The sequence below is a fragment of the Stenotrophomonas sp. 169 genome (genome assembly GCF_014621775.1).
Lineage (GTDB): Bacteria > Pseudomonadota > Gammaproteobacteria > Xanthomonadales > Xanthomonadaceae > Stenotrophomonas.
This window is the reverse complement of the sequence record NZ_CP061204.1, coordinates 1,939,155-1,961,317: the sequence shown is the minus strand read 5'-3', so window position 1 is coordinate 1,961,317 and position 22,163 is coordinate 1,939,155. Positions and strand designations below refer to the sequence as shown.

22 protein-coding genes are annotated in these 22,163 nt (G+C 65.3%); 6 read left to right on the top strand and 16 right to left on the bottom strand.

Annotated features, from left to right (window positions below; genetic code table 11):
- Positions 1-24: 24 nt before the first annotated feature.
- The 10 genes from ICJ04_RS08415 to ICJ04_RS08370 form a co-directional block, all read right to left on the bottom strand.
- On the bottom strand, positions 25-2,415 hold the full coding sequence (locus ICJ04_RS08415; protein ID WP_188327047.1) for a Tex family protein: 2,391 nt from the start codon (positions 2,413-2,415) through the stop codon (positions 25-27).
- A gap of 156 nt (positions 2,416-2,571) precedes the next feature.
- Complete coding sequence (locus ICJ04_RS08410; RefSeq protein ID WP_188327046.1) at positions 2,572-2,787, bottom strand: hypothetical protein; 216 nt, start codon at positions 2,785-2,787, stop codon at positions 2,572-2,574.
- 216 nt (positions 2,788-3,003) lie between these two features.
- Positions 3,004-3,462, bottom strand: a complete 459-nt coding sequence (locus ICJ04_RS08405) for a hypothetical protein (protein ID WP_188327045.1) — start codon at positions 3,460-3,462, stop codon at positions 3,004-3,006.
- Positions 3,459-3,665: a PspC domain-containing protein gene (locus tag ICJ04_RS08400; RefSeq protein ID WP_188327044.1), complete on the bottom strand. Its 207-nt coding sequence runs from the start codon at positions 3,663-3,665 to the stop codon at positions 3,459-3,461. Before ICJ04_RS08400 ends, ICJ04_RS08405 begins: the two co-directional genes overlap by 4 nt.
- 117 nt (positions 3,666-3,782) lie before the next feature.
- Positions 3,783-4,850 (bottom strand): class III poly(R)-hydroxyalkanoic acid synthase subunit PhaC, encoded by a 1,068-nt coding sequence (phaC, locus tag ICJ04_RS08395; RefSeq protein WP_188327043.1) that lies wholly within the window; start codon positions 4,848-4,850, stop codon positions 3,783-3,785.
- Complete coding sequence (gene phaE, locus ICJ04_RS08390; RefSeq protein WP_188327042.1) at positions 4,847-5,944, bottom strand: class III poly(R)-hydroxyalkanoic acid synthase subunit PhaE; 1,098 nt, start codon at positions 5,942-5,944, stop codon at positions 4,847-4,849. Before phaE ends, phaC begins: the two co-directional genes overlap by 4 nt.
- Before the next feature lie 13 nt (positions 5,945-5,957).
- The gene (locus ICJ04_RS08385; protein WP_188327041.1) at positions 5,958-6,572 is read right to left on the bottom strand and encodes a CDP-alcohol phosphatidyltransferase family protein; all 615 of its coding nucleotides are present in this window, start codon (positions 6,570-6,572) and stop codon (positions 5,958-5,960) included.
- 573 nt (positions 6,573-7,145) lie between these two features.
- Entirely contained in the window at positions 7,146-7,634 is a 489-nt protein-coding gene (locus ICJ04_RS08380; RefSeq protein ID WP_188327040.1) for an 8-oxo-dGTP diphosphatase, read from the bottom strand.
- A 41-nt stretch (positions 7,635-7,675) separates the two neighbouring features.
- Positions 7,676-8,188: a DUF1249 domain-containing protein gene (locus ICJ04_RS08375; RefSeq protein ID WP_188327039.1), complete on the bottom strand. Its 513-nt coding sequence runs from the start codon at positions 8,186-8,188 to the stop codon at positions 7,676-7,678.
- A 217-nt stretch (positions 8,189-8,405) separates the two neighbouring features.
- Positions 8,406-9,227: a pyruvate, water dikinase regulatory protein gene (locus tag ICJ04_RS08370; protein WP_188327038.1), complete on the bottom strand. Its 822-nt coding sequence runs from the start codon at positions 9,225-9,227 to the stop codon at positions 8,406-8,408.
- Between the two features lie 145 nt (positions 9,228-9,372).
- Between ICJ04_RS08370 and ppsA the strand changes: the two genes are divergently transcribed.
- Entirely contained in the window at positions 9,373-11,751 is a 2,379-nt protein-coding gene (gene ppsA / locus ICJ04_RS08365) for a phosphoenolpyruvate synthase (RefSeq protein WP_188327037.1), read from the top strand.
- 230 nt (positions 11,752-11,981) lie between these two features.
- Here ppsA and ICJ04_RS08360 read toward each other — a convergent pair whose 3' ends face one another.
- The 6 genes from ICJ04_RS08360 to ICJ04_RS08335 form a co-directional block, all read right to left on the bottom strand.
- A complete protein-coding gene (locus tag ICJ04_RS08360; protein WP_188327036.1) occupies positions 11,982-12,896 on the bottom strand; it encodes a transposase in 915 nt (304 codons plus the stop codon).
- Positions 12,897-13,212: 316 nt separating this feature from the next.
- Entirely contained in the window at positions 13,213-14,061 is an 849-nt protein-coding gene (locus ICJ04_RS08355; RefSeq protein ID WP_188327035.1) for an EcsC family protein, read from the bottom strand.
- Between the two features lie 123 nt (positions 14,062-14,184).
- Positions 14,185-14,754: an oligoribonuclease gene (gene orn, locus ICJ04_RS08350; protein WP_188327034.1), complete on the bottom strand. Its 570-nt coding sequence runs from the start codon at positions 14,752-14,754 to the stop codon at positions 14,185-14,187.
- 69 nt (positions 14,755-14,823) lie between these two features.
- Positions 14,824-15,345, bottom strand: a complete 522-nt coding sequence (gene tadA / locus ICJ04_RS08345) for a tRNA adenosine(34) deaminase TadA (protein ID WP_188327033.1) — start codon at positions 15,343-15,345, stop codon at positions 14,824-14,826.
- The gene (gene mntR, locus ICJ04_RS08340; protein ID WP_223203019.1) at positions 15,342-15,794 is read right to left on the bottom strand and encodes a manganese-binding transcriptional regulator MntR; all 453 of its coding nucleotides are present in this window, start codon (positions 15,792-15,794) and stop codon (positions 15,342-15,344) included. The genes tadA and mntR overlap by 4 nt, the downstream gene beginning before the upstream one ends.
- A gap of 152 nt (positions 15,795-15,946) precedes the next feature.
- A complete protein-coding gene (locus ICJ04_RS08335) occupies positions 15,947-17,074 on the bottom strand; it encodes a DNA adenine methylase (RefSeq protein WP_223203018.1) in 1,128 nt (375 codons plus the stop codon).
- A 391-nt stretch (positions 17,075-17,465) separates the two neighbouring features.
- On the opposite strand from ICJ04_RS08335, the gene ICJ04_RS08330 reads away from it, so the two are divergent.
- The 5 genes from ICJ04_RS08330 (at position 17,466) to ICJ04_RS08310 (ending at position 22,121) form a co-directional block, all read left to right on the top strand.
- Entirely contained in the window at positions 17,466-18,116 is a 651-nt protein-coding gene (locus ICJ04_RS08330; protein ID WP_188327031.1) for a hypothetical protein, read from the top strand.
- Entirely contained in the window at positions 18,116-19,438 is a 1,323-nt protein-coding gene (locus tag ICJ04_RS08325) for an XVIPCD domain-containing protein (RefSeq protein WP_188327030.1), read from the top strand. The genes ICJ04_RS08330 and ICJ04_RS08325 overlap by 1 nt, the downstream gene beginning before the upstream one ends.
- 49 nt (positions 19,439-19,487) lie before the next feature.
- Positions 19,488-20,135: a hypothetical protein gene (locus tag ICJ04_RS08320; protein WP_197974676.1), complete on the top strand. Its 648-nt coding sequence runs from the start codon at positions 19,488-19,490 to the stop codon at positions 20,133-20,135.
- Positions 20,132-21,457 carry an XVIPCD domain-containing protein gene (locus ICJ04_RS08315; RefSeq protein WP_188327029.1) on the top strand — a complete coding sequence of 442 codons (1,326 nt, stop codon included), beginning with the start codon at positions 20,132-20,134 and terminating at the stop codon, positions 21,455-21,457. The genes ICJ04_RS08320 and ICJ04_RS08315 overlap by 4 nt, the downstream gene beginning before the upstream one ends.
- 76 nt (positions 21,458-21,533) lie before the next feature.
- The gene (locus ICJ04_RS08310; protein WP_188327252.1) at positions 21,534-22,121 is read left to right on the top strand and encodes a hypothetical protein; all 588 of its coding nucleotides are present in this window, start codon (positions 21,534-21,536) and stop codon (positions 22,119-22,121) included.
- The last annotated feature ends 42 nt before the right edge of the window (positions 22,122-22,163 follow it).

Sequence of the window (22,163 nt, the reverse complement as noted above, 5' to 3'; positions counted from 1 at the left end):
GAGGGCCGGCAGCACGCCGTGCGGTCAGCTGCGCTTGGCGCGGGCAAAAGCGTCGGCCAGCGCACTGTTGGCCGGCGCACTGGAGGCGGACGCGCCCCGGCCGCCGCCACCGTCCGTGCGCGCCCGCGCGGGACCTCGGCTGCCTTCCTCGCGCCGTGCCGGACGGCCAGTACCGGCGGCACCGGCACCGCGCTCATCACGCGCACCCGGCCGGCTGGTGGACTGTCCCGGCACATCATCCAGCCGCCGGGTCAGCGCGATGCGCTTGCGCGCCACATCGACCTCCAGCACCTTCACCTTGACGATATCGCCGGCCTTGACCACGTCCCGCGGATCTTTCACGAACGTGTCGGACAGCGCGGAGATATGCACCAGACCGTCCTGGTGCACGCCGATATCGACGAAGGCACCAAACGCGGCCACGTTGCTGACCACGCCCTCCAGGATCATCCCTTCGCGAAGGTCCTTGATGTCCTCCACGCCCTCGGCAAAACGAGCGGCCTTGAACTCCGGGCGCGGATCGCGGCCGGGCTTCTCCAGCTCCTTCAGGATGTCGCGCACGGTCGGCACGCCGAAGGTTTCGTCGGTGAACTGCTCCGCCTTCAAGCCGCGCAGGAAACTGCCATCCCCGATCAGGGCGCGGATCGGGCGGGCCGTCGCCGCCACGATGCGCTCCACGACCGGATAGGCCTCCGGGTGCACCGACGACGCGTCCAGCGGCTGGTCGCCATCGGCGATGCGCAGGAAGCCGGCGCACTGCTCGAACGTCTTGTCGCCCAGCCGCGGCACCTTCAGCAGGTCCTTGCGGCGCTTGAACGGCCCGTTGTCGTCGCGATGGCGCACGATGTTCTCGGCGACGGTCGACGACAGCCCCGATACCCGCGACAGCAACGCCGCCGATGCCGTGTTGACGTGCACCCCGACCGCGTTGACACAATCTTCCACCCGCGCTTCCAGTGCGCGCGCCAGCCGGTACTGATCCACGTCATGCTGGTACTGGCCTACGCCGATCGCCTTCGGCTCGATCTTCACCAGCTCGGCCAGCGGATCCTGCAGGCGACGGGCGATGGAGACGGCGCCCCGGATGGACACATCCAGGTCCGGGAATTCCTTGGCCGCGAACTCCGATGCGGAATACACCGACGCACCCGCTTCGCTCACCACCACCTTCTGCAGTTTCGGATCCGCGCACGCAGCGATCACCTCACCGGCCAGCTTGTCCGTTTCGCGACTGGCGGTGCCGTTGCCGATCGCGATCAGCTCCACGTTGTGCTTGATGCACAGGTGCTTGAGGGTCTGCAGTGACTGCTCCCACTGCCGGCGCGGTTCGTGCGGATAGATGGTATCGGTCGCCACCAGCTTGCCGGTGGCATCCACCACCGCCACCTTGCAGCCGGTGCGGATGCCCGGATCAAGGCCAAGCACGGTTTTCGGCCCGGCCGGCGCGGCCAGCAGCAGGTCCTTCAGGTTGTCACCGAATACCGTGATGGCCTCGGCTTCGGCCTTCTCGCGTGCCTGGTTGAACAGGTCCAGCAGCAGGTGCATGTGCAGCTTGGCCCGCCAGGTCAGGCGGCAGGCATCCAGCAGCCAGCGGTCCGCCGCACGCCCCTTGTCACTGATGCCGGCACGGAAGGCCACGCGTCCCTCGGCATACGCATTGCCCGCCTCGGCATCGGTGCCCGGGTCCAGCTCCAGGAACAGGATCTCCTCCCGTCGCGCGCGGAACAGCGCCAGCAGTCGATGCGACGGAATCTTCGCCAGCGCTTCGGCGTGTTCGAAATAGTCGCGGTACTTGGCGCCTTCGTTCTCTTTGCCTTCGGCCACGCGGGCGCGGATCACCCCGGTATCCGACAACCAGCTGCGCAGCTCGCCGACCAGTGCCGCGTCTTCGCCCCAACGTTCCATCAGGATCGCGCGCGCGCCCTCAAGGGCCGCCTTTGCATCGGCCACGCCCTTTTCGGTATCGACGAAGGTTTCGGCGAACACCTTGGGGTCCTGCGTCGGATCGTCCAACAGGCCATCGGCCAGCGGCTGCAGGCCGGCTTCGCGGGCGATCTGCGCACGCGTGCGGCGCTTGGTCTTGTACGGCAGGTACAGGTCTTCCAGGCGGCTCTTGGTGTCGGCGGCCAGGATGTCGTTGCGCAGGTCATCGGTGAGCTTTCCCTGCTCGTCGATGCTGGCCAGCACCGAGGCGCGGCGATCTTCGAGTTCGCGCAGGTAGGTCAGCCGGCTTTCCAGATTGCGCAACTGGGTGTCATCCAGCCCGCCAGTGACTTCCTTGCGGTAGCGCGCGATGAAGGGAACGCTGGCACCCTCGTCGAGCAGGGCGATGGCGGCGCGCGCCTGGGCGGCCTGGGCACCGATCTCATCGGCGATGGTCTGGGCGATCTGCTGGGCAAGCGGAGTGTCTGACATTGCGTCCGGCCGGGGCCATAGTGCGGAAAGACCCCATTCTGGCCCGCGAGGGCAGGCAGCGGAAGGCGTTGACAGCGCATCGGATAACAGTGCGGGATGGTCCATCGCACCGGCCAGGACACGCGACCCTGCGTGTCCGGCCTGTTCAACAAGGGATCAGCGGTAGTAGCGCGCCGCATGCTGCATGACGATGTCGTCGCGCAGCCCTTCCAGCGCCATCAACCGGACCTTGCCCACGCCCTGCAGTTCCATGAACCGCTCCGTGTAGATCTCCGGCCCCAGCGCCGTATCGGCGCGGGATTTGCTGAAGCCATAGGGCACCACGCCCTTGTCGCCATCCTTGCTACCACCGACATAAAGAACGATTGCCATGTGATGTGTTCCTCCAGGTTACGTACTGCTCGGTATCGCAGGCCATGGTTGCAGTACTGCCTTCACCATGGCCTCGCTACAGCTTAACGCCTCGAAGCTGACTCGCTTGTCACGAAGGGTAATGTCGACCGGTTGCACGGACATGACGCCCGTTCGCCGCTACATGCTTACAAATATTTAACACCGCGCTGACGCGGCGCCGTGCCGATCCCGCGCTCAGCGAAAGCCGGGCCACCAGCCACGCCCGTGGTGGGCGTAGTGATCCGCGGCGATTTCAAAGGGATTGCGCGCGCTGACACCGCCACAGAGCAGATAGACGGGCAAGTACAGCGGACCCAGTACGAAGTACTGATACACATGGGCGCGCTCATGGTCGTCCAGCCGGATCCACGGCTCCACGGCATGTCCCGCCCGATGGGCATACGTGCGGCAGCTGATGCCCAGGTCACCGCCGGTGTGCAGGATGACGTTGCCCAACGTGATCGCCCCACCCGGCCCCCACGGCCAGTGATGGAACACCAGCGCGCAGTCCCGCGCGCTCCAGTGGGGGCGCGATCCGCCCAGCATGCCCACGCCACCGCCGACCAGGCCGATCAGGGTGTTGGGCGACGTCCACAGCGCGCCGAGCACCTGCAACGGGCGCAGCCACGCGGGTCGTGCCGGCGACCGGTTCAATCGGCCTCGTTCGGGATCAGCAGCCACAGGATCAGGTACACCAGGATGCCGGGGAACGCAGCCGAGGCGATGGACACCACCACGAACAGGATGCGCAGCAGCGTTGCACTCCAGCCAAACCGCAGGGCGATGCCGCCGATGACGCCGGCAATCATGCGGTTGTTCAGAGAGCGCGAAAGGGTGCGGGGCGTGGTGGCATTCATGGCAGGGCTCCGAGGATCTGGGTACTACCCTAGCGGCAAGGCCGTCTACGACGGGTCAGCAGTCAGAGGAGCCGGGACGACACCCGATCATCGCGCCTTGCCCGTCCGCCGTCGCGATCAGCCGCTGCGGGCCTGCAGCCACTCATGGATGGTGGTCGGCACCTCGCGCTGCGCGCGGCCGGACACGTAAATGCCGATGTGCCCGCCCCGGAAGCTGGATTCGGTGTAATCGGTACTGCCCAGTCGTCCGCGCATGGCGCGTGACGCATCCGGCGGCACGAGATGGTCCTGCTCGGCGTAAATGTTCAGTACCGGCAGCGTGACCTGCGACAGCGCGACGGGCTCGGTTCCGATCCGCACGCCGTCGTGCATCAGGCCGTTGCCCTGGTAGAACTGCTTGATGAAGTCACGGAACGCCTCGCCTGCCAGATCCGGCGAATCGAAGATCCATTTTTCCATCCGCAGGAAGTCTTCCAGCGCCGCCTTGTCATCCAGGATGTCGAGCAGGCCGACGTACTTCTGCACGTTCAGTCGGAAGGGCTTCAGCATCAGGTAACTGGTGTTCATCAGATCGGCCGGGATGTTGCCCAGCGTATCCACCAGCAGGTCTACATCCACCTGCCGCGCCCAGTGCGACAGCATGTTGTCCGGCGTATGGAAATCCACCGGGGTGACCATGGTCACCAGATTGGCCAGCTTCCGTTGGCGCAGGGCGGCATAGCACAACGCGAACACCCCGCCCTGGCAGATGCCGAGCATGTCCACGGTCATGCCCGCGCGTGCCAGCAACGCGTCCACCGCGCCGTCGATATAGCGCAGCAGGTAGTCTTCCAGCGTCAGGTACCGCTCGGACCGATCCGGATAGCCCCAGTCCAGCACATAGACATCGTGGCCCAGCGCCAGCAGCTTCTGCACCAGCGAGCGATCGGTCTGCAGGTCGACCATGTAAGGGCGGTTGACCAGCGCGTAGACAATCAACAACGGGCGCTTGTGCACGGGCAGCGTATCGCCGACGAAGCGGTACAGCACCACCTTGCCGTCGGACCACACCGCTTCGCGCGCAGTCACCCCGTAGTCCACGTCGTCCACCGACGGCAGCAGCTGCAGGCCTTCCATCAGCTTGCGCTGCATGGCCAACGTCTCCTGCATCAGGTCATCGGCATTGAACCCGAGGGGCCCTTTCATGTACGCGGTTTCCGTGAGGGGGTGGGTGCGGCCTTCTTCGCGGGCACTTTTTTCGCGTCGGTTTTCTTCGCGGCGGTTTTCTTTGGCGCGTCCGCCGTCGGCGCCGAGGCGCGCTTTCTCACGCGGGGCGCGACCTTGGCCACGGCAGGCTGCACCGCCTGCGCCCAGCCATCGTCCGGCGCGGCGCGGCCCAGCTGCTCGACGGCCACCTGCAAGCGGCGCAGCTGCCGTTCCAGCTCGGCAATGCGCTTGTGCGCGGCATCCATCTCGCTGCGCGTGGGCAGCCCGACCCGCTCACTCACCTGCTCCACTTCGCGCTGTACCGCCGCGCGCAGGCGCATCTGTGCATTACCCAGCGCGGCATAGACCTGCTGGAACGGTTCGGACAACGCCACCTTGGAATACGCTTCTTCGGCCACTTCGATCCACAGATCGAACATCGCCCGGGCGCTGGTCAGCTGGCTGCCCGGCGTTTCATGCTCACCCAGACGCTGTTCGAACAGAGCGAATGCCGCATCCAGCGCCTGCTGGATCTGGTCGACATACGCCTTGGACTGATCTTGGAATTCCTGTTGGGCCAGCACCAGCTTCTGCCAGCGGGCCTGGTGTTCACGGGCCGGCCCGAACGCCGGCCCCTGCAACCACGGCGCCAAACGCTCCTGCCACTGCTGCAGTACCGCAACCACGTCGTCCATGCCGCCATCGACGCCCGTGCTGCCGCGTGCTCCCTGCAGCATCCACTGCAGCATGCCCGCGCCCTGGCCCTGCCCCATCACGGCCTCTCGCCACGCATTCGCGACCTCGGCACTGGTCGCGTCACGACCGGCGAACTGCGAGGCGACCTGCTGCATCGTGCCGTACCAGCCGCCCGCCTGCGACCGGAACCGGTTAACGGCGTCATCCGCCGGACCCGGACCGCGCTCGGGCAGCAGTTGCGCCCACCAGTCCAGCACCTGCTTCCAGTCTGCAGGGTCGCTGCCCGCGCCCGGTGCACCCACGCCGCCCTGCTTCAACGCATCGCCCCAGGCGCTGAAATACTGCCGCGCGGCGTCGTCGAACGGCGGGCTGCCCGGGCCGTTGGGGGAACCCTTCATGCCGGTGCCTGCGTCATGGCTTGGGAATGTGCAGGGTCTTGCTGATCATCAGCGACCCCGACAGTGCAAACAGGAGCACCAGCGGATGCAGCTGCCACGGGCCGATCTGCCACTGGCCCAGCCACAGGTCCGCACCGATCGCGCCCGTGCCCGCAGCGACCGCTAGCACGATCACCAGCAGCAGGCTGCTCGGAATCGGCGTGCCTTCGAAATACGGCACCTTGTCGCCGCCGTCGGACAACGCCTCGGCGGTCACGTTGTAGCGCGCCAGGCGGCTGACGCCGCAGCACACGAAATAGCTCAGCACCAGCCAATCCCAGCCCCCCTGCATGCCGCAGGCATAGGCCAGGGCCGCCGGCGCCACACCGAAGGAAATCACATCGGACAGCGAGTCGAGCTCGCGACCCAGCGTGGAACTGGATTTGCGCCAGCGGGCGATGCGCCCGTCGAGCGCGTCGAAGATGAAGGCCAGCGGGATCAACGCCATGCCGAACAGGAGATAGCCCTGTGCGCCGTCCTGCAGGAAGCGCATCGCGGCAAACACCGCACCAGTGCCGCAGAACGCGTTGGCCAAGGTGAACCAGTCAGCCAGATGGAACTCGCGCAGCATCGAGAAGTGTCGTTTCATGAAGGCTCACGGGACTACGGTGGTCTACAGGGTACGCGAGGCCGCGTGCGGACGACAGACGGATCCTTCCGGCACGCTTCACCCAGGCCTCACGCTTCATCACCTGCGGTGAATTTTTGGCCACCCATCTTGACAGCGTTGGAGGGCGGGGGCGAAAGGCGGTTATCCACAAAGTTGCTCACCAACAATCCACACCCCCTGTGGACAACCTGCGCCACTGATGTGGCGCAGGTTGTCCGCGCATGCAGTACATCCCCCCGCCTTCGGCGCGCCCCCTTTTAAGGGGGCTTTCCCTCTGACGGACCGCGGTGTGACTCAAGGGGCTCTCCGTGTGACGGATCGTGGTGTGACTCAAGGGGCTCTCTGTCCGACGGCCGGCGCCCCTGATATGGCGCAGGTTGTCCGCGCATGCACTACATCCCCCCGCCTTCGGCGCGCCCCCTTTTAAGGGGGCTTTCCCTCTGACGGACCGCGGTGTGACTCAAGGGGCTTTCCATCTCACGGACCGTGGCATGACTCAAGGGGCTCTCCGTCCCAGGGCCTGCGGTATGGCGGCGTCGCTGCACGCGCCCGTCAGACCCGGGTGTACTTCCAGGACTGCATGCGGCCGTCGCGGTAAGGCATCACGCCGTGGAAGGCGCGCGGGTCCGTATCGAACACCAGCGGCAGGAAATGGCGATCGCCTTCCCACATCGGCAGCGTGTCCAGCTTGTCCACGTCCACCCACTCCAGCGTGCCTTCGTGGTTGCCGCCGTGCGGCGTACCGTCATAGGTATCCACCACGAACACGAAGCCGAACCAGTCCTCGCCCTGCTTGCCGAACCCCGGCCAGCTGATCGTGCCGCGCAGTTGCATGGATGTGCAGTCGATACCGGCTTCTTCCTGGATCTCGCGGCGCATGCCTTCTGCCACGTCTTCGTCCGGCTCGACCTTGCCGCCCAGCCCGTTGTACTTGCCCAGGTGATGGTCGCCGGGCCGCGTGTTGCGATGGATCATCAGCACCTGGCGGCGGTCCGGCGAAAGCACGTAGCCGAGCGTGGCGATGATGGGGGTATACGGCATGCGAGGTTCCGGCAGAGGCGAAGCCGCCGATTATGGCCGGATCAGGGCACGACTGTCAGGCGGCGCTCGGCCGTCACCGCGGCAGGCGCATCGGGGTCGCGCGCCAGCGTGGCCACCCCATGCCCGCGCTCGGCCAGATACTCCAGCCACTTGCCGAGGAACGTGTTCATGCGCATGCGGTGATTGATGAGCTCGGCCGGCGGCGGGTACAGCCCCATCACGTCCTGCCAGCGGCGGCCGACGTAGCAGTGGGTGGTCTCAGCTTGGCGGGCGTCACGGTACAGACGCACGTACGCCGAGGGGTCGGGCTGGCCGGTGACCGGGTCACACAGGTCGTAGGTCAGCCGCATTTCCACCGTATAGGCGTGGCAGGCAATGATATCCAGACGGACATCGAGCCCATCACCGACGGACGATACGTAACTGCCGACCGCCAGATCACCGGGTGCGAACAGGCGCACGAGGTGGCGGTGGTTTTCCGCGTACAGGCCCATCAGCCAGCTCAGGCGGCTGAGGCGCGGGATGCGTTCGGTAAGAGGACGTGCTTGGGCCATGGCTTGATCCTACACGCTGCCGGCCCGCGCCCGGTAGCGCCGGTCAGCACCGCGATTCAGGCGCGCCCGGTAGTGACGGCCGCTGGCCGTCAACCAACGCCCTGGTAGTGACGGCTTCAGCCGTCAACGAAAGCCGGCTGAAGCCGGCTCTACCGGGGAACGCGCCACCCGGGCAACGCGCCCCATCAATAACGCAACACCCGGGCACCCCGCCCCGTCAATACAGCTCCCGGCGCAGCCCCAGGGTGGCCAGCACCTTGCTCGAGATCTCCTCGATCGAGGTGTGCGTGGTGCTCAGGGTCGGCACGCGCTCCATCTGGAACATCCGCTCGGCCGCGATCACTTCCTTCTTGCAGGTGTCCGCCGCGGCGTAGCGCGAATTCGGCCGACGTTCCTGGCGGATCTGCTGCAGCCGTTCCGGGTCGATGGTCAGGCCGAACAGCTTGCGGCGGTAATTGCGCAGGCGCGGCGGCAGGCGATCGCTTTCCAGGTCTTCATCGGTCAGCGGGTAATTGGCCGCACTCACGCCGTAATGCAGGGCCAGGTAGATGCACGTCGGCGTCTTGCCCGCACGCGACACCGCCACCAGGATCACGTCGGCATCGTCGTAATTGACCGCGATGCCGTCGTCGTGGCTCAGCGCGAAGTTCATCGCGTTGATCCGCCGGTGATAGGTCTCGAAGTCGACCATTCCGTGCGCCTGGCCCACCCGCGACAGCCGCGGCGAGGACAGTTCAGCCTCCAGCGTTTCGATGAACGGGGCGAACACGTCCAGCATCAGCGCCCCGCTGCCGGCGAGGATGACGCTGAGCCCCTGATCCACGCAGGAGTTCACCACGATCGGCCTTACCTGGTAACGCTCGCCCGCTGCGCGGATCCGAGCGCAGGCTTCGGCGGCTTTTTCGGGGTCATCTATGAACGACATCCGGTCCGTGATGAAACTGAATCCGGAGAACTGGGTGAGCAGGCTATGCCCAATGGTTTCAGCGGTGATACCGGTTCCATCGGAAACGTAGAACACCGGTCTGATGGTCGTCATAGGCGTGTTTTCCCAGTCCGAAGCTTAAAACGCCTGCCGTGACACGCTTGTGCCGACGGCGGTCCGACCGGCATCATAGCGGCTTCTTCCTACGGACGCGGCCATCCCAGCCCGCCTCGGGCGATGGCCTAACGGAGCATCGCGCTTGAACGACAATATCCTGTGGTTGCACGAACTGCGCTTGGCCGACCTGGCCCGCGTCGGCGGAAAAAATTCGTCGCTTGGCGAAATGATCGGCAACCTCGCCGGTCTCGGGGTGTCCGTGCCCGGAGGCTATGCCACGACCTCTGAAGCTTTCAAGGACTTCATTGCCCACAACGACCTGTCCACGCGCATCTTCGACAAGCTGGCCACGCTGGATGTCGAAGACGTTGCCGCGCTGACGGTTGCCGGCAAGGAAATCCGCGGCTGGGTCATCGATGCACCGCTGCAGCCGCAGCTGGACCAGGACATCCGCGCCGCCTACGCGCAGCTGAGCGCTGAAAACGGCGGCGGCGACATCGCCGTGGCCGTGCGTTCGTCGGCCACCGCCGAAGACCTGCCCGACGCCTCGTTCGCTGGCCAGCAGGAAACCTTCCTCAACGTGACCGGCGCCGACGACGTCGTGGTCAAGGTCAAGGAAGTGTTTGCGTCGCTGTACAACGATCGCGCCATCGCCTACCGCGTCCACCACGGCTTCAAGCACGAAGACGTGTTCCTGTCCGCCGGCGTGCAGCTGATGGTGCGTTCGGGCGTCGGCTCGTCCGGTGTGCTGTTCACCCTCGACACCGAATCCGGCTTCCGCGATGTGGTCTTCGTGACCTCGTCGTTCGGTCTGGGCGAGATGGTCGTACAGGGTGCGGTGAACCCCGATGAGTTCTACGTCTACAAGCCCACCCTGTCCGCGGGCAAGCCGGCGATCTTGCGTCGGTCGCTGGGCAGCAAGGCGATCCGCATGGTGTATTCGGATGTGCCCGGTGAGCGCGTGCGCATCGAAGACACCCCGGCCGAACTGCGCAGCACCTTCTCCATCAGCGACGAAGACGTGCAGGAACTGTCCAAGCAGGCGCTGGTCATCGAGCAGCATTACGGCCGCCCGATGGATATCGAGTGGGCCAAGGACGGCGTCAGCGGCAAGCTGTTCATCGTCCAGGCGCGTCCGGAGACGGTGAAGTCGCGCAGCCACGCCACCCAGATCGAACGCTTCGCGCTGACCGAGAAAGACGGCAAGGTGCTGGCCGAAGGCCGCGCCGTGGGTGCCAAGATCGGCGCCGGTGTCGCCCGCGTGGTGAAGACCCTCGACGACATGGCGCGCGTGCAGCCCGGCGACGTGCTGATCGCCGACATGACCGATCCCGATTGGGAGCCGGTGATGAAGCGTGCATCGGCCATCGTGACCAATCGCGGTGGACGCACCTGCCATGCCGCGATCATCGCGCGCGAGCTCGGCGTGCCGGCCGTGGTCGGTTCGGGCAACGCCACCCAGCTCATCCAGGATGGCCAGGAAGTCACCGTCAGCTGTGCCGAAGGTGATACCGGCATGATCTACGAAGGCATCCTCGCGTTCGAGCGCACCACCACCGATCTGGGCAACATGCCGCCGGCACCGCTGAAGATCATGATGAACGTGGCCAACCCGGAACGTGCCTTCGACTTCGGCCAGCTGCCGAACGCAGGCATCGGCCTGGCGCGCCTGGAAATGATCATCGCCAGCCACATCGGCATCCATCCGAACGCGTTGCTGGAGTACGACCGCCAGGACGCGCAGACGAAGAAGAAGATCGACGAGAAGATCGCCGGCTACAAAGATCCGGTGAGCTTCTACGTGGATCGCCTGGCCGAAGGCATCGCCACGCTGACCGCGTCGGTGGCCCCGAACCCGGTGATCGTGCGCCTGTCGGACTTCAAGTCCAATGAGTACGCCAACCTGATCGGCGGCACCAACTACGAGCCGCACGAAGAGAACCCGATGATCGGCTTCCGCGGTGCCAGCCGTTACGTCGACCCGAGCTTCTCCGCAGCCTTCGCGTTGGAATGCAAGGCCGTACTGCGCGTCCGCAACGAGATGGGCCTGGACAACCTGTGGGTCATGATTCCGTTCGTGCGCACGCTGGAAGAAGGCCGCAAGGTCATCGAGGTGCTGGAACAGAATGGCCTGAAGCAGGGCGAGAACGACCTCAAGATCATCATGATGTGCGAGGTGCCGTCGAACGCACTGCTCGCCGATGAGTTCCTTGAGATCTTCGACGGCTTCTCCATCGGCTCCAACGACCTGACCCAGCTCACCCTGGGCCTGGACCGCGATTCGTCGATCGTCGCGCACCTGTTCGACGAACGGAACCCGGCGGTGAAGAAGCTGCTGTCGATGGCGATCAAGTCGGCCCGCGCCAAGGGCAAGTATGTCGGCATCTGCGGCCAGGGCCCGTCGGATCATCCGGACCTGGCGGAATGGCTGATGCAGGAAGGCATCGAATCGGTATCGCTGAACCCGGATACCGTGGTCGACACCTGGCTGCGCCTGGCCAAGCTGAAGTCGGCCAGCTGACGAAGCAGCGTGACGGCCCCTGGCCGTCACGCCTTTCCCGCACGATGAACTGGTAGAGCCGACCGGTAGAGCCGACTTCAGTCGGCTGCCTTTCGCGTGATGCACCTAGTATCCACGCCCGCTGGCCGTCCACGCTTTGCCGCTGCGCTCGCCGAGCATGGCTCGGCGCTACCAACGCTGCCGCGCGTCCACCATTCCCCGCGCGCGAGTACCGGGTAGCAACTGTGTTGTCAGGCGGAGGCCATCATGGCCTCCGCGTCGCGTTTGCGGGCATTCAGGATGACCAGCATTTTGCGCATGACGGCAACCAGGGCAACTTTCCCCGGCTTGCCTTTTGCTTTCAGGGATTTAAAGAAGTCACGCAATTGCGGTTCATACCGGCAGGCTGACAAGGCGGCCATGTAGAGCGCTTGCCGTACGACCGCGCGGCCGCCGGTGATGCGTCGATGCCCCTGCCAGGAGCCGCTCTCGCGGTTCATGGGGGCTACGCCGACCAAGGCGGATATCGCCTTGCCACTCAGCTTTCCCAGCTCTGGCAGTTCACAAGCAAGCGTGGTCATCACAACGGTGCTCACGCCTTTCATCTCCACCAAGCTGTTCCAACTGGGCTGATTCCTGAGCTGTTCGGCGATTGCCTTGTCCAGCACGCGGATCTGCTCGTCCAAGTACTCCAGTTGGCTGTTCATCATCACCTGGAGAACTGGCTCGCTGAATGCACGCATGCGCTGCTTTTCACTGCTACGCATCTGCACCAGATGACGCCGGCGCAGTGAAAATTCAGCTAGTTTTCGCTGCCACGGCGCTACTGGTGTATATCGAGTGTGCTTCAACAGGTGTGCCATCTGGGCCAGCACCATCGCATCGATCCGGTCCGTTTTAGCCAGCTGCCCAGTGGCTTTGGCGAAGCTACGCGCCCTGCCTGGATTGATCCGCACCATTGGCAGGCCGGCCTCATGAAGCGCATCCAGGGCTGCCTGCTCGTAACCTCCGCTCGCTTCAAGCACGACCTGCTTGGCCGGCCACTTCTGCAGCCAGCGAACCAATGCTTCAAAGCCGCGCTTGCTGTTGCTGAAGTGGCGGAACTGCTGCTCGTGCACGGCAACGTCCAGACGGTCCTTACTTACGTCGATCCCGATCCCAAACATGGCAATCTCCGGTACGCTGACAGGGTCGAGAGCTCCCCCCGCTTGCCCAGTCTTATCATTACGAGCGCCAACTCGATCAACTGTTCGGGCGGATCAGGGAGAAGACCGGCGCGGGGATCCTTGCTACCAAGCGATCGCGAAGACCTAGAGCCGAACGGTCGCCCGCGCCGGGCTCTCGGCACCTAAAGTGCCAGATCTCGAAGAGATAAGAGCCGACTTCAGTCGGCTGCCGTTAGCGGCGCGCAAGGAGCGGCCGACTGAAGTCGGCTCCACCAAAGCCGTGTCCAAAGCCGTGTCCAAAGCCACGTCGCGCGTTTCAGCCGTTGGCGATCCGCTGGTAACACGCCTGCACCACCTCTTCGCCGTACTTTCGCTCCAGCCGGCGCACGATGAAATGCCCGCGCGCGACGTCTTGGTAGTAATCGGTGAACATCGTGTTCAACGCCGCACCCGTCGCTGCACCTACGATCGGTACGGCCTGCGCGGCGAACTTTTCGGTGATCACCACGCCAAAGCGCGCCGCCACCTTCTCCGCCAGCTTGGCCAGCAACTTACCGGCCTCCTTCGGCGCCACGCCCAAGGTCAGGTTGCGCCCCGTCGCCACCCGCCCGACCAGTTCGGCCGACAGGTGCCGCACGACGTCCGCCGTAAAACCCCGAGCCAGGTAATAGCCAGTCTCACTGGCGTCATCGCTCTTCGCGTTGCCGCCCAGCGCGAACACTTCCAGACAGGCCTGGCGCGTGGACAGATCAGCCAGGTCAAACCCCTCACTGCGGGCCACGTCAGCCACGGCGCGCATCATGATGGTCGTGGACAGCGGCAGCTCGATCAGCAGCGCGGTGAAGCCAAACGCGCCGCCCACTGCGCCGGAGGTCGCCGCCGCGAACTTGTGCCAGCGCGTGGATGCCGCCTTGCCCGGCGTATTGTCCATGCTCATCAACGCACCCTGCACGGCCTTGTACAACGCCGCCTGCACTGCGCCGTGGATGCGACTGGACACCGCATTGGGCAGGCGGCTGACGGCGAACTCCAGCGGCGTGCCGACCAGATTGGCCATGCGCGCGGTGATGGTCGGTGCCTCCAACAGGGAAACAGCACGTTGCAGGGATGCCCAATCGTCAGGCTGCTGGGCAATATCGCGGGGGAGCAGGATCGGTTCGTTCATGCTGCCGATGGTAGCGCTGCAGGGTTGAACGGCCGGGTGACGACGACCTGGTAGTGACGGCCGCTGGCCGTCAGATCTGTCATCGTCCGAAGCCCCTTGACGGCCAGCGGCCGTCACTAACCTTCAGTGGGGCAGCCCCGCCAACGCACCCATGAACTGTCGGTAATGCTTCAGCTCGTTGATCGAATCCTGCACATCACTCAGCGCCGTGTGGTTGCTGTTCTTGCCGACGCCCGCAGCCACCGTCGGGGCCCAGCGCTTGGCCAGCTCCTTGATGGTGGACACATCCAGGTTGCGGTAATGGAAGTACTTCTCCAGCCGCGGCATCTCGCGGTGCAGGAAGCGGCGGTCCTGACAGATCGAGTTTCCGCACATCGGCGATGCGCCGGCACTGATCCACTCGCTGAGAAAGTTCACCGTCGCCGCTTCGGCCTGGCCCAGGGTGACCTGGCTGTCGACCACGCGCTGCCACAGGCCCGAACGGCGATGCTGGTTGCGGTTCCACTCGTCCATCGCCTCCAGCCGCTCCACCGGATGGTGGATCGCGAACTCCGGGCCTTCGGCAAGCACGTTGAGCTGGGCATCGGTGACCACCGTGGCAATCTCGATGATCGAATCGTTGTCGGTATCCAACCCGGTCATTTCCAGGTCGATCCAGATCAATCGGTCATTGCCTGCGCCGGTGTCGGCCATCGTGCTTCCTCGCTGAGGGCGGGCCGGACGACCGCGCCATGAATGGATGCGGCCATGATACCGCGCCCTTCAGCCTGCGTCGGCAGGCGGCGCGTCCAACGCAAGCAGCGGGCGCCCGCGCTTGGCACGAAAATAATTGGTCAGCCGGTTGCTGGCTTCGCGCGCCAGCACGCCGCCGTGGATCTCGACCCGATGGTTGTGCCGCGCATCGCCGAGCAGGTTGAACACACTGCCGCAGGCGCCGGTCTTCGGATCAGTGGCCGCGTAGACCAGGCGCCCCACGCGCGCATGCACGATCGCCATGGCACACATGGCGCACGGCTCCAGGGTGACGTACAGCGTGCTGCCCATCAGCCGATGGTTCTGCAGCGCCCTCCCCGCCCGCCGCATCGCCACGATCTCTGCATGCGCACTGGGATCGTGCTCGGCAATGTTGAGATTCCAGCCCTCGCCCAGCACCTCACCCTGTGCACTGACCAGCACCGCCCCAACCGGGATCTCGTTGAACTCGCGCTCCGCGCGCTCGGCCAGGGCTAGCGCATGGCGCATCCAGTGCTCGTCGGCGTCGTGCACCGGCAATGCGTTGCTCATGGGCGGCCCGCCTTCTGCAGGAACGCCTCGAACGCAGCCAGCGTCGCTTCGCTCACATGGTGCTCGATCCCCTCGGCGTCGCGTCGCGCCGAATCGGCATCCACGCCGAGTGCCAGCAGAAAGCGCTCCACGGTCTGGTGACGGGTGCGGACATCGCGTGCCAGCTGCTCGCCGGCCGGCGTCAGGAACACCCCGCGATACGGCCGCTGGATCGCCCAGCCCTCCTTGACCAGCCGCTTCAGCGCCTTGGCCACCGTCGGCTGGGCCACCCCCAGGCGGCTGGCAATATCCACCTGGCGGGCCTCGCGGCCATCGGCAATCAGGTCGGCGATCAGTTCCACATAATCTTCCACCAGCTCGGACCGCCGCGCCTCGCGCACCTGCGCGAAGCCCTCCATATGGACCTGGGAAGCGGGCAGGACGGATTTGGGGCGGGCAGTATCAGGCATGGCGGCCATTGTACGCGGGCGGCTGCAGGGCCGCCGAGCATGGCACCCAGCGGCCATCACTACCCTGCCCCTTGGTAGCGCCGAGCCACGCTCGGCGAGCGCAGCGGAAGGCACAACCATGACGGCCAGCGGCCGTCACTACCGGATGTGGTTCACCGTTTGTCCAACAGATAGAGAAACTCCGTCACATGCGTATCCCGCGCTGCCAGGTTCCGGCTTCCGCGGAACGCGTTGTAGCGGGTATCCATCACGCTCAACGCCCCCATGCCCTCCAGCCCCGCCACAAACCGCTCGTGACTGATGAACCCTTCGGAGTTGTACGAAATCAACACGAAATGCGCCCGCACCTGCGCCACCGCGTCGAACAGCGCGGACTCGGCCAGACGGGCCTTGTTGTAGTCCGACCGATTCCAGTCGGTGGGAATGCCCGACACCCGACTCACCTGCGACGGCCGCTGGTAGTCACACAACAGGTTCAACATGAAGTAGTTCGAACCATACGGATGCTCATTGTAGGGCGGATCGAAGTAGGCCACGTCCACCACGCCCAGCTCGCGCACCAGCGCATTGGCATCGCGGCGATGCAACTGCACCTCGCACGCAAAGCGACTGAACACCGGCGGCTGCACCTCGATCGGCCGCAGGATCCGCGACAACGCATTGCGCGCACTGCCGCCAAACTGTCCAATGCCCTCGCGGTTTTTGTGGAAGCCTTTGAACACGCCGGACGTATTGGTGTACATCGACGCCTGGGCGAGCACCGGCCCCAGCAGGAATGGCTTCAACGCCTCCGGCGTATCGGCTACAACCTGGCAGAAGGTATCCAGGAACATCGCGTTGCGCCGCGTATAGAACACCCGCTCACCGGGCTCGATGTTGTCATCGTCGCGCGGAGCGTACAGCTCGCAGAGAAAGCCCGGCGCGCTATCCTGCGCAACGCGGCGGGCCACTCGGTCAAGCTCGTCCCTCAACGCAGCAGTGTCCACCTCCTGCGCATTGGCTTGATAACAGCGGTTGCCTACCTCGCTGTACCGCTCCAGATCGTTGCAGTGCAGGGTCGCGGCATAGCGCCGGGCCAGCCGTGCCACTACGCCGGAACCGGAAAACATATCCAGGAAATGGATGGTCGGCTTCTGCAGACACGCCATCGCATGCACGATGCCAGCTTCCACGAAGGGCAGCAGCGCCCGCTTGTTGCCGATGTAGGTGATCAGCTGGCTACGCAGGAACGCCTCGTGCTCGACAGGCACGCGGTCAATGGCATCTTCCTGCGGATTCAAACGGTTCCCCTGATCACGTGATGGCCTTCGAAACTCCAGGCCATGGTAGCGCCGAGCCACGCTCGGCGGGGGTCTGCAGTGCGGCTGATCCGGCTGGGATCGGGCATTCCGCCGAGCGTGGCTCGGCGATGCCGATGCAATCCCGCTACCCGCGCGCCAACACTTTGACGCAATCGGAACGCCAATTTGGTAAAACGTACGTCTCACCATCACGAATCGAGCACATGTCGCCAAGGAATGGAGACAACATCGCAGCCCCGCACGCCGGTTCGAACCCCGCGTTCCCGCGCATGCGCCCTGCTCTGCGCCTGCCACCGGCGCGCTCGGCTTCCGTGGCCACAGCATGACCGCATCGACTCCCCCCTTCCCATCCGCAGCCAGGAGGCCCCCCGTGCGCCGAACGTTTCTGCCGTGCGCTGCCCTGCTCCTCCTCACCGCCTGCCACCCGGAGAACGCCATGAACCAGGAAATCACCACCGCCGAACAGGACGTCGAAAACGGCGGCCGCGGCCTGGCCAAGCTCAATCCCAGCCCACGCCAGGCGTTCGAGCTGGTGCTGAGCCTCGCCGATGCCCCCGGTACGTTCGCCGTGGTGGAAGGCGTGGCCCAGTACGACGTCACCAACGAGCAGGAATGCGGCCGCATCGTCCCGGCCACCGGCATGCCCGCGCGCATCACCAGCCAGGAACCGGTGCAGCTGAAGAAGGTGTCCGATACCGAGTACCGCGGCACGGTGTACCTGGACCGCATGCTGGATGAGGATTACTACGGCCGCGGTGTCTGCAAATGGACGTTCAGTGGTGCCGGCGCGATGTTGAAGGCCACCGGCGCCGAGGGCGAAACCCGCTTCACCTCGTTCATCGAAGCGGACACGTTCATCGCCGGCAAGGCACTGACCCGCCATTACCCGGACCGCGATTACCCGCGCGTGGAGTCGGTGCCGGACTTCGGCCAAGCCGGCCACGAAGACCCGTCGCGGTTCCGCCCGGAACTGCAGGATGCGCTGTTCACCGCCACCCTGACCGCCCATGAGGTGCGCTGATGCCGCTCACCCACCGCGACTACGCCGCGCTTTCCGCCGATGCCTATGAAGACCACAAGGTCGGCCGCCGCGCGCCTGGCCAGGAAGAAGTGGTGCCGCTCAATGGGCACAACTACAAGGTGCTGGAGCACGTAAACAACCGGCAGAACGGCTACCAGGGCACGATCTACCAGCGCGAAGACACCGGGGAGATCATCGTCTCCCATCGCGGCACCGAGGAGATCCTGCAGGACGCCGTGCTTGCCGATGGCGGCATGGTGCTGGCGCGCTACAACCTGCAGGCCAACGATGCCATCGCGCTGACCCAGCGTGCGGTCGCGCTGTCCAAGCACATCGGCGAGAACGAAGGCCGGGCCCCGGAAGTCAGCGTCACCGGGCACTCGCTGGGCGGAGCGCTGGCCCAGGTCACCGCCCACCACTTCGACCTGAAGGGCGAAACCTTCAACGCCTACGGCGCCGCCAGTTTGGGCCTGCGCATTCCCGAAGGCGGCAACAGCGTGATCAACCACGCCATGGCATCGGATCCGGTCAGCGCCGCGTCCGGCCATTACGGCGAGGTGCGACTGTACGCCAGGCCCGATGAGATCCGCACGCTGGGCAACGCCGGTTTCAGCAACAAGTGGTACAACGGCGTGATTCCGGATTCGGCGCTGGTCGCCGCCGGCGGCTCGCTGGGCGCGCACAAGCTCGGCAATTTCGCTGACAGCGGCTCGGTGCTGGACGACCCTGCCACGCAGGCGCTGGCCAAGCAGAACGCGCGGATGATCGATGAGTACCGCGACAAGGTGGAACTGCTGCGCGGTGCGGTCACCACCGGCGCGCGCGGCGTGCCGGGCGTGGCCGTGGACGTCTACGACCGCATCCGCGGCCCGCTGGATCCGGGTGAACCGGCCCGCAAGGCAGCAGAAGATGCGCACACGCGCGATGGCGCCATGCGCATGGACAGCCCCGGCCACCCCGGCAACCTGCTGTTCCAGGACGCGCTGCGCGGCGTGGAAGCACAGGACCTGCGCGCCGGCCGTACGCCGGACCAGCACAGCGGCCAGCTGGCCGGCAGCCTGGCGGCAGAAATGCACGCCAACGGCGGCACCCGCATCGACAACGTGCTGATGAGCAGCGATGCCTCGCGCACCTTCGGCGTACAGGGCCAGGCCAACGACCCGGCGCACTTGCGCGTTTCCGTAGCGACCACCGAGGCGATGCAGGTTCCTCTGGAACAGAGCAGCGAGCGCGTGCAGCAGGCAGCCACACAGCGCATGGGCCAGGAACAGGAGCTTCAGCTGGCCCAGCAGCAGAACGCAACGCGGCAGATGCATGCCTGATCGCCCCTCACTGCCATTTACCGGATCCGCGAAGAGGTTTTCCATTCACATGCGGATCCTGTCCTGCTTCGCCTTGCTGTTGCTTACTGCCTGCCACTCCGAGACCGCCATGAACCAGGAAATCGCCACCGCAGAACAGGACGTCGCACAGGGCGGCCGCGGGCTGGCCAAGCTCAATCCCGCTCCGCGACAGGCGTATGAGCTCGTACTGAAGATCCAGGACGCGCCGGGGCCCATCAACCTTGTCGAAGCGGTCGCGCAATACGATGTAACCAACGAAGCGCAGTGTGGGCGTATACAACCCGAGACCGAAACCGCCGGACGCATCACCAGCCAGGAGCCCGTGGAGCTGCGCAGGATTTCCGAGGGCGAGTACCGAGGCACGGTCTACCTGGACCGCATGCAGGACGAAGACTATTACGGCCGCGGTGTCTGCCACTGGGAATTCAGCGGCGCCAGCGCGGTGCTGAAGGCCACCGGTGCGGAGGGCGAAACCCGTTTTACTGCGTTCCTCGAATCCCCGGCTTTCACCAAGGGAGAGCCACTGACGCGCTATTACGCCAATGCCGTGTACCCACGCGCTGCTTCATTGCCCGACTACCGCGCAGGCGGTGAGGCCGCTCCTGGCGATTACAAACCCGAGCTGCGACAGGCACTGTTCTCTGTCCAGCTTTCCGCGCGTCAGGTCACGCCATGAGCTTGACCAGCCAGGACTATGCTGCGCTGTCCGATGATGCGTACAAGGATTACGCCGTTGGCCGCCGAGACACGGCAAAGGACGAGCTGGTCACGCTCAATGGCCATGCCTACAAGATCATCGAGCATGTAAACAACAGGAACACGGGTTACCAAGGCACCGTCTACGAGCGCGCCGACACCGGCGAAGTTGTCGTAGCGCACCGTGGCACCGAGCAAATCCTGCTGGATGCCGTGGTGACCGACGCCGGCATGGTGCTCTCGCGAACCAACCAACAGGCGCCGGACGCCATTGCCCTGACCCAGCGAGCGGTAGCCCAGGCGGAGGTCAATGCCTCCTTGAACGGACGGGCCGCCGAGGTCAGCGTCACCGGGCATTCGCTGGGCGGCGCGCTGGCCCAGGTCACCGCACACCATTTCGACCTCAAGGGCGAGACCTTCAATGCGTATGGCGCGGCCAGCCTCGGCCTGCGCATCCCGGAAGGCGGCAACGCCATGGTCAATCATGTGATGGCAGCTGATCCGGTCAGCGCGGCGTCGGGCCACTATGGCCAGGTGCGTACTTACGCAACCGAAGGAGAGATCAATACGCTGCGGGCATCCGGCTTCCGCAATGGCGCGATCGCCAGTTTCCTGATTCCCGATTCGGCATTGCTGGCGGCCGGGCGCTCGCTGGATTCGCACAAGATGGGCAACTTCCTGAACGAAGGCTCGGTGCTGGACAACCCCGCCTCGCAGGCATTGGCCAAGCAGAACGAAAGCCTCATCGGCGGCTACCGCGAGAAACTCGAGTCGCTGCGTGGCGGCCTGACAAGCGTCACCCGCGGCGGTATCGGCAACGCCGTGGACCTCTACGACCGCATCCGCGGCCCGCTGGATGCGGGTGAACCGGCCCGCAAGGCAGCAGAAGATGCGCACAAGCGCGATGGCGCCATGCGCATGGACAGCCCCGGCCACCCCGGCAACCTGCTGTTCCAGGACGCGCTGCGCGGCGTGGAAGCACAGGACCTGCGCGCCGGCCGTACGCCGGACCAGCACAGCGGCCAGCTGGCCGGCAGCCTGGCGGCGGAAATGCACGCCAACGGCGGCACCCGCATCGACAACGTGCTGATGAGCAGCGATGCCTCGCGCACCTTCGGCGTGCAGGGCCAGGCCAACGACCCGGCGCACCTGCGGGTTTCCGTGGCCACCACCGAGGCGATGCAGGTTCCCTTGGAACAGAGCAGCGAGCGCGTGCAGCACGCAGCCACACAGCGCATGGGCCAGGAACAGGAGCTTCAGCTGGCCCAGCAGCAGAACGCAACGCGGCAGATGCATGCCTGATCGCTCCTCATTGCCATTTACCGGGTCCGCGAAGACGCTTTCCATGCGAAACACCGTCCTGCCCTGCTTCGTCCTCATGCTGCTTGCCGCCTGTCACTCCGGGGTGGAGCAGCAGGACACGGGCGACCGCGGGCTCGCCGCGCTGAATCCTGCCCCCCGCCAGGCGTACGCATTCGTCGTGACGATCAACGATGCGCCCGGCCCGTTCGCGGTGGTTGAAGGAAGTGCCCAGTACGACGTCATCAACGAACAGGAATGCGGACGCATCCTGGCGTCGACGGGACGCGCCGGGCGCATCACCAGCCAGGAACCGGTCGCGCTGGAGAAGATCTCCGACACCGAGTACCACGGCACAGTCCATCTGGATCGCATGCTCGACGCAGACTATTACGATCGCGGCGTCTGCCGGTGGAAGTTCAGCGGAGCGGGCGCCATGCTGAAGGCAACCGGTGCCGACGGCGAGACCCGCTTCCTGTCCTTCATCCCAGCTGACCGCTTCATCAAGGGTGAGACCGAAACCCGTCATTACGCTGACATGGGCTATCCACGCGAATCGCTGAACGACTACGCCGACTACGGTGAGGAAGCGCCGGAGGGCTTCAAGCCGGAACTGCGCGGGTCTTTGTTTTCAGCCACCCTGATGGGTAAAGAGGCGCGCCCGTGAGTGCTGCCCCATGACCCTACCTGCTTCACTTTTCCCCCCACC

What these genes read in the sequence shown, in the direction of transcription:
- tadA (WP_188327033.1), bottom strand. Translation starts at nt 15,345, where the DNA reads ATGAGCAACGCATTGCCGGTGCACGACGCCGACGAGCACTGGATGCGC.
- ICJ04_RS08385 (WP_188327041.1), bottom strand. Translation starts at nt 6,572, where the DNA reads ATGAAACGACACTTCTCGATGCTGCGCGAGTTCCATCTGGCTGACTGG.
- ICJ04_RS08410 (WP_188327046.1), bottom strand. Translation starts at nt 2,787, where the DNA reads ATGGCAATCGTTCTTTATGTCGGTGGTAGCAAGGATGGCGACAAGGGC.
- ICJ04_RS08325 (WP_188327030.1), top strand. Translation starts at nt 18,116, where the DNA reads ATGCCGCTCACCCACCGCGACTACGCCGCGCTTTCCGCCGATGCCTAT.
- ICJ04_RS08355 (WP_188327035.1), bottom strand. Translation starts at nt 14,061, where the DNA reads ATGAACGAACCGATCCTGCTCCCCCGCGATATTGCCCAGCAGCCTGAC.
- phaE (WP_188327042.1), bottom strand. Translation starts at nt 5,944, where the DNA reads ATGAAGGGTTCCCCCAACGGCCCGGGCAGCCCGCCGTTCGACGACGCC.
- ICJ04_RS08320 (WP_197974676.1), top strand. Translation starts at nt 19,488, where the DNA reads ATGCGGATCCTGTCCTGCTTCGCCTTGCTGTTGCTTACTGCCTGCCAC.
- ICJ04_RS08370 (WP_188327038.1), bottom strand. Translation starts at nt 9,227, where the DNA reads ATGACGACCATCAGACCGGTGTTCTACGTTTCCGATGGAACCGGTATC.
- mntR (WP_223203019.1), bottom strand. Translation starts at nt 15,794, where the DNA reads ATGCCTGATACTGCCCGCCCCAAATCCGTCCTGCCCGCTTCCCAGGTC.
- ICJ04_RS08375 (WP_188327039.1), bottom strand. Translation starts at nt 8,188, where the DNA reads ATGGCCCAAGCACGTCCTCTTACCGAACGCATCCCGCGCCTCAGCCGC.
- ICJ04_RS08360 (WP_188327036.1), bottom strand. Translation starts at nt 12,896, where the DNA reads ATGTTTGGGATCGGGATCGACGTAAGTAAGGACCGTCTGGACGTTGCC.
- ICJ04_RS08415 (WP_188327047.1), bottom strand. Translation starts at nt 2,415, where the DNA reads ATGTCAGACACTCCGCTTGCCCAGCAGATCGCCCAGACCATCGCCGAT.
- ICJ04_RS08310 (WP_188327252.1), top strand. Translation starts at nt 21,534, where the DNA reads ATGCTGCTTGCCGCCTGTCACTCCGGGGTGGAGCAGCAGGACACGGGC.
- ICJ04_RS08400 (WP_188327044.1), bottom strand. Translation starts at nt 3,665, where the DNA reads ATGAATGCCACCACGCCCCGCACCCTTTCGCGCTCTCTGAACAACCGC.
- orn (WP_188327034.1), bottom strand. Translation starts at nt 14,754, where the DNA reads ATGGCCGACACCGGCGCAGGCAATGACCGATTGATCTGGATCGACCTG.
- phaC (WP_188327043.1), bottom strand. Translation starts at nt 4,850, where the DNA reads ATGAAAGGGCCCCTCGGGTTCAATGCCGATGACCTGATGCAGGAGACG.
- ICJ04_RS08380 (WP_188327040.1), bottom strand. Translation starts at nt 7,634, where the DNA reads ATGCCGTATACCCCCATCATCGCCACGCTCGGCTACGTGCTTTCGCCG.
- ICJ04_RS08315 (WP_188327029.1), top strand. Translation starts at nt 20,132, where the DNA reads ATGAGCTTGACCAGCCAGGACTATGCTGCGCTGTCCGATGATGCGTAC.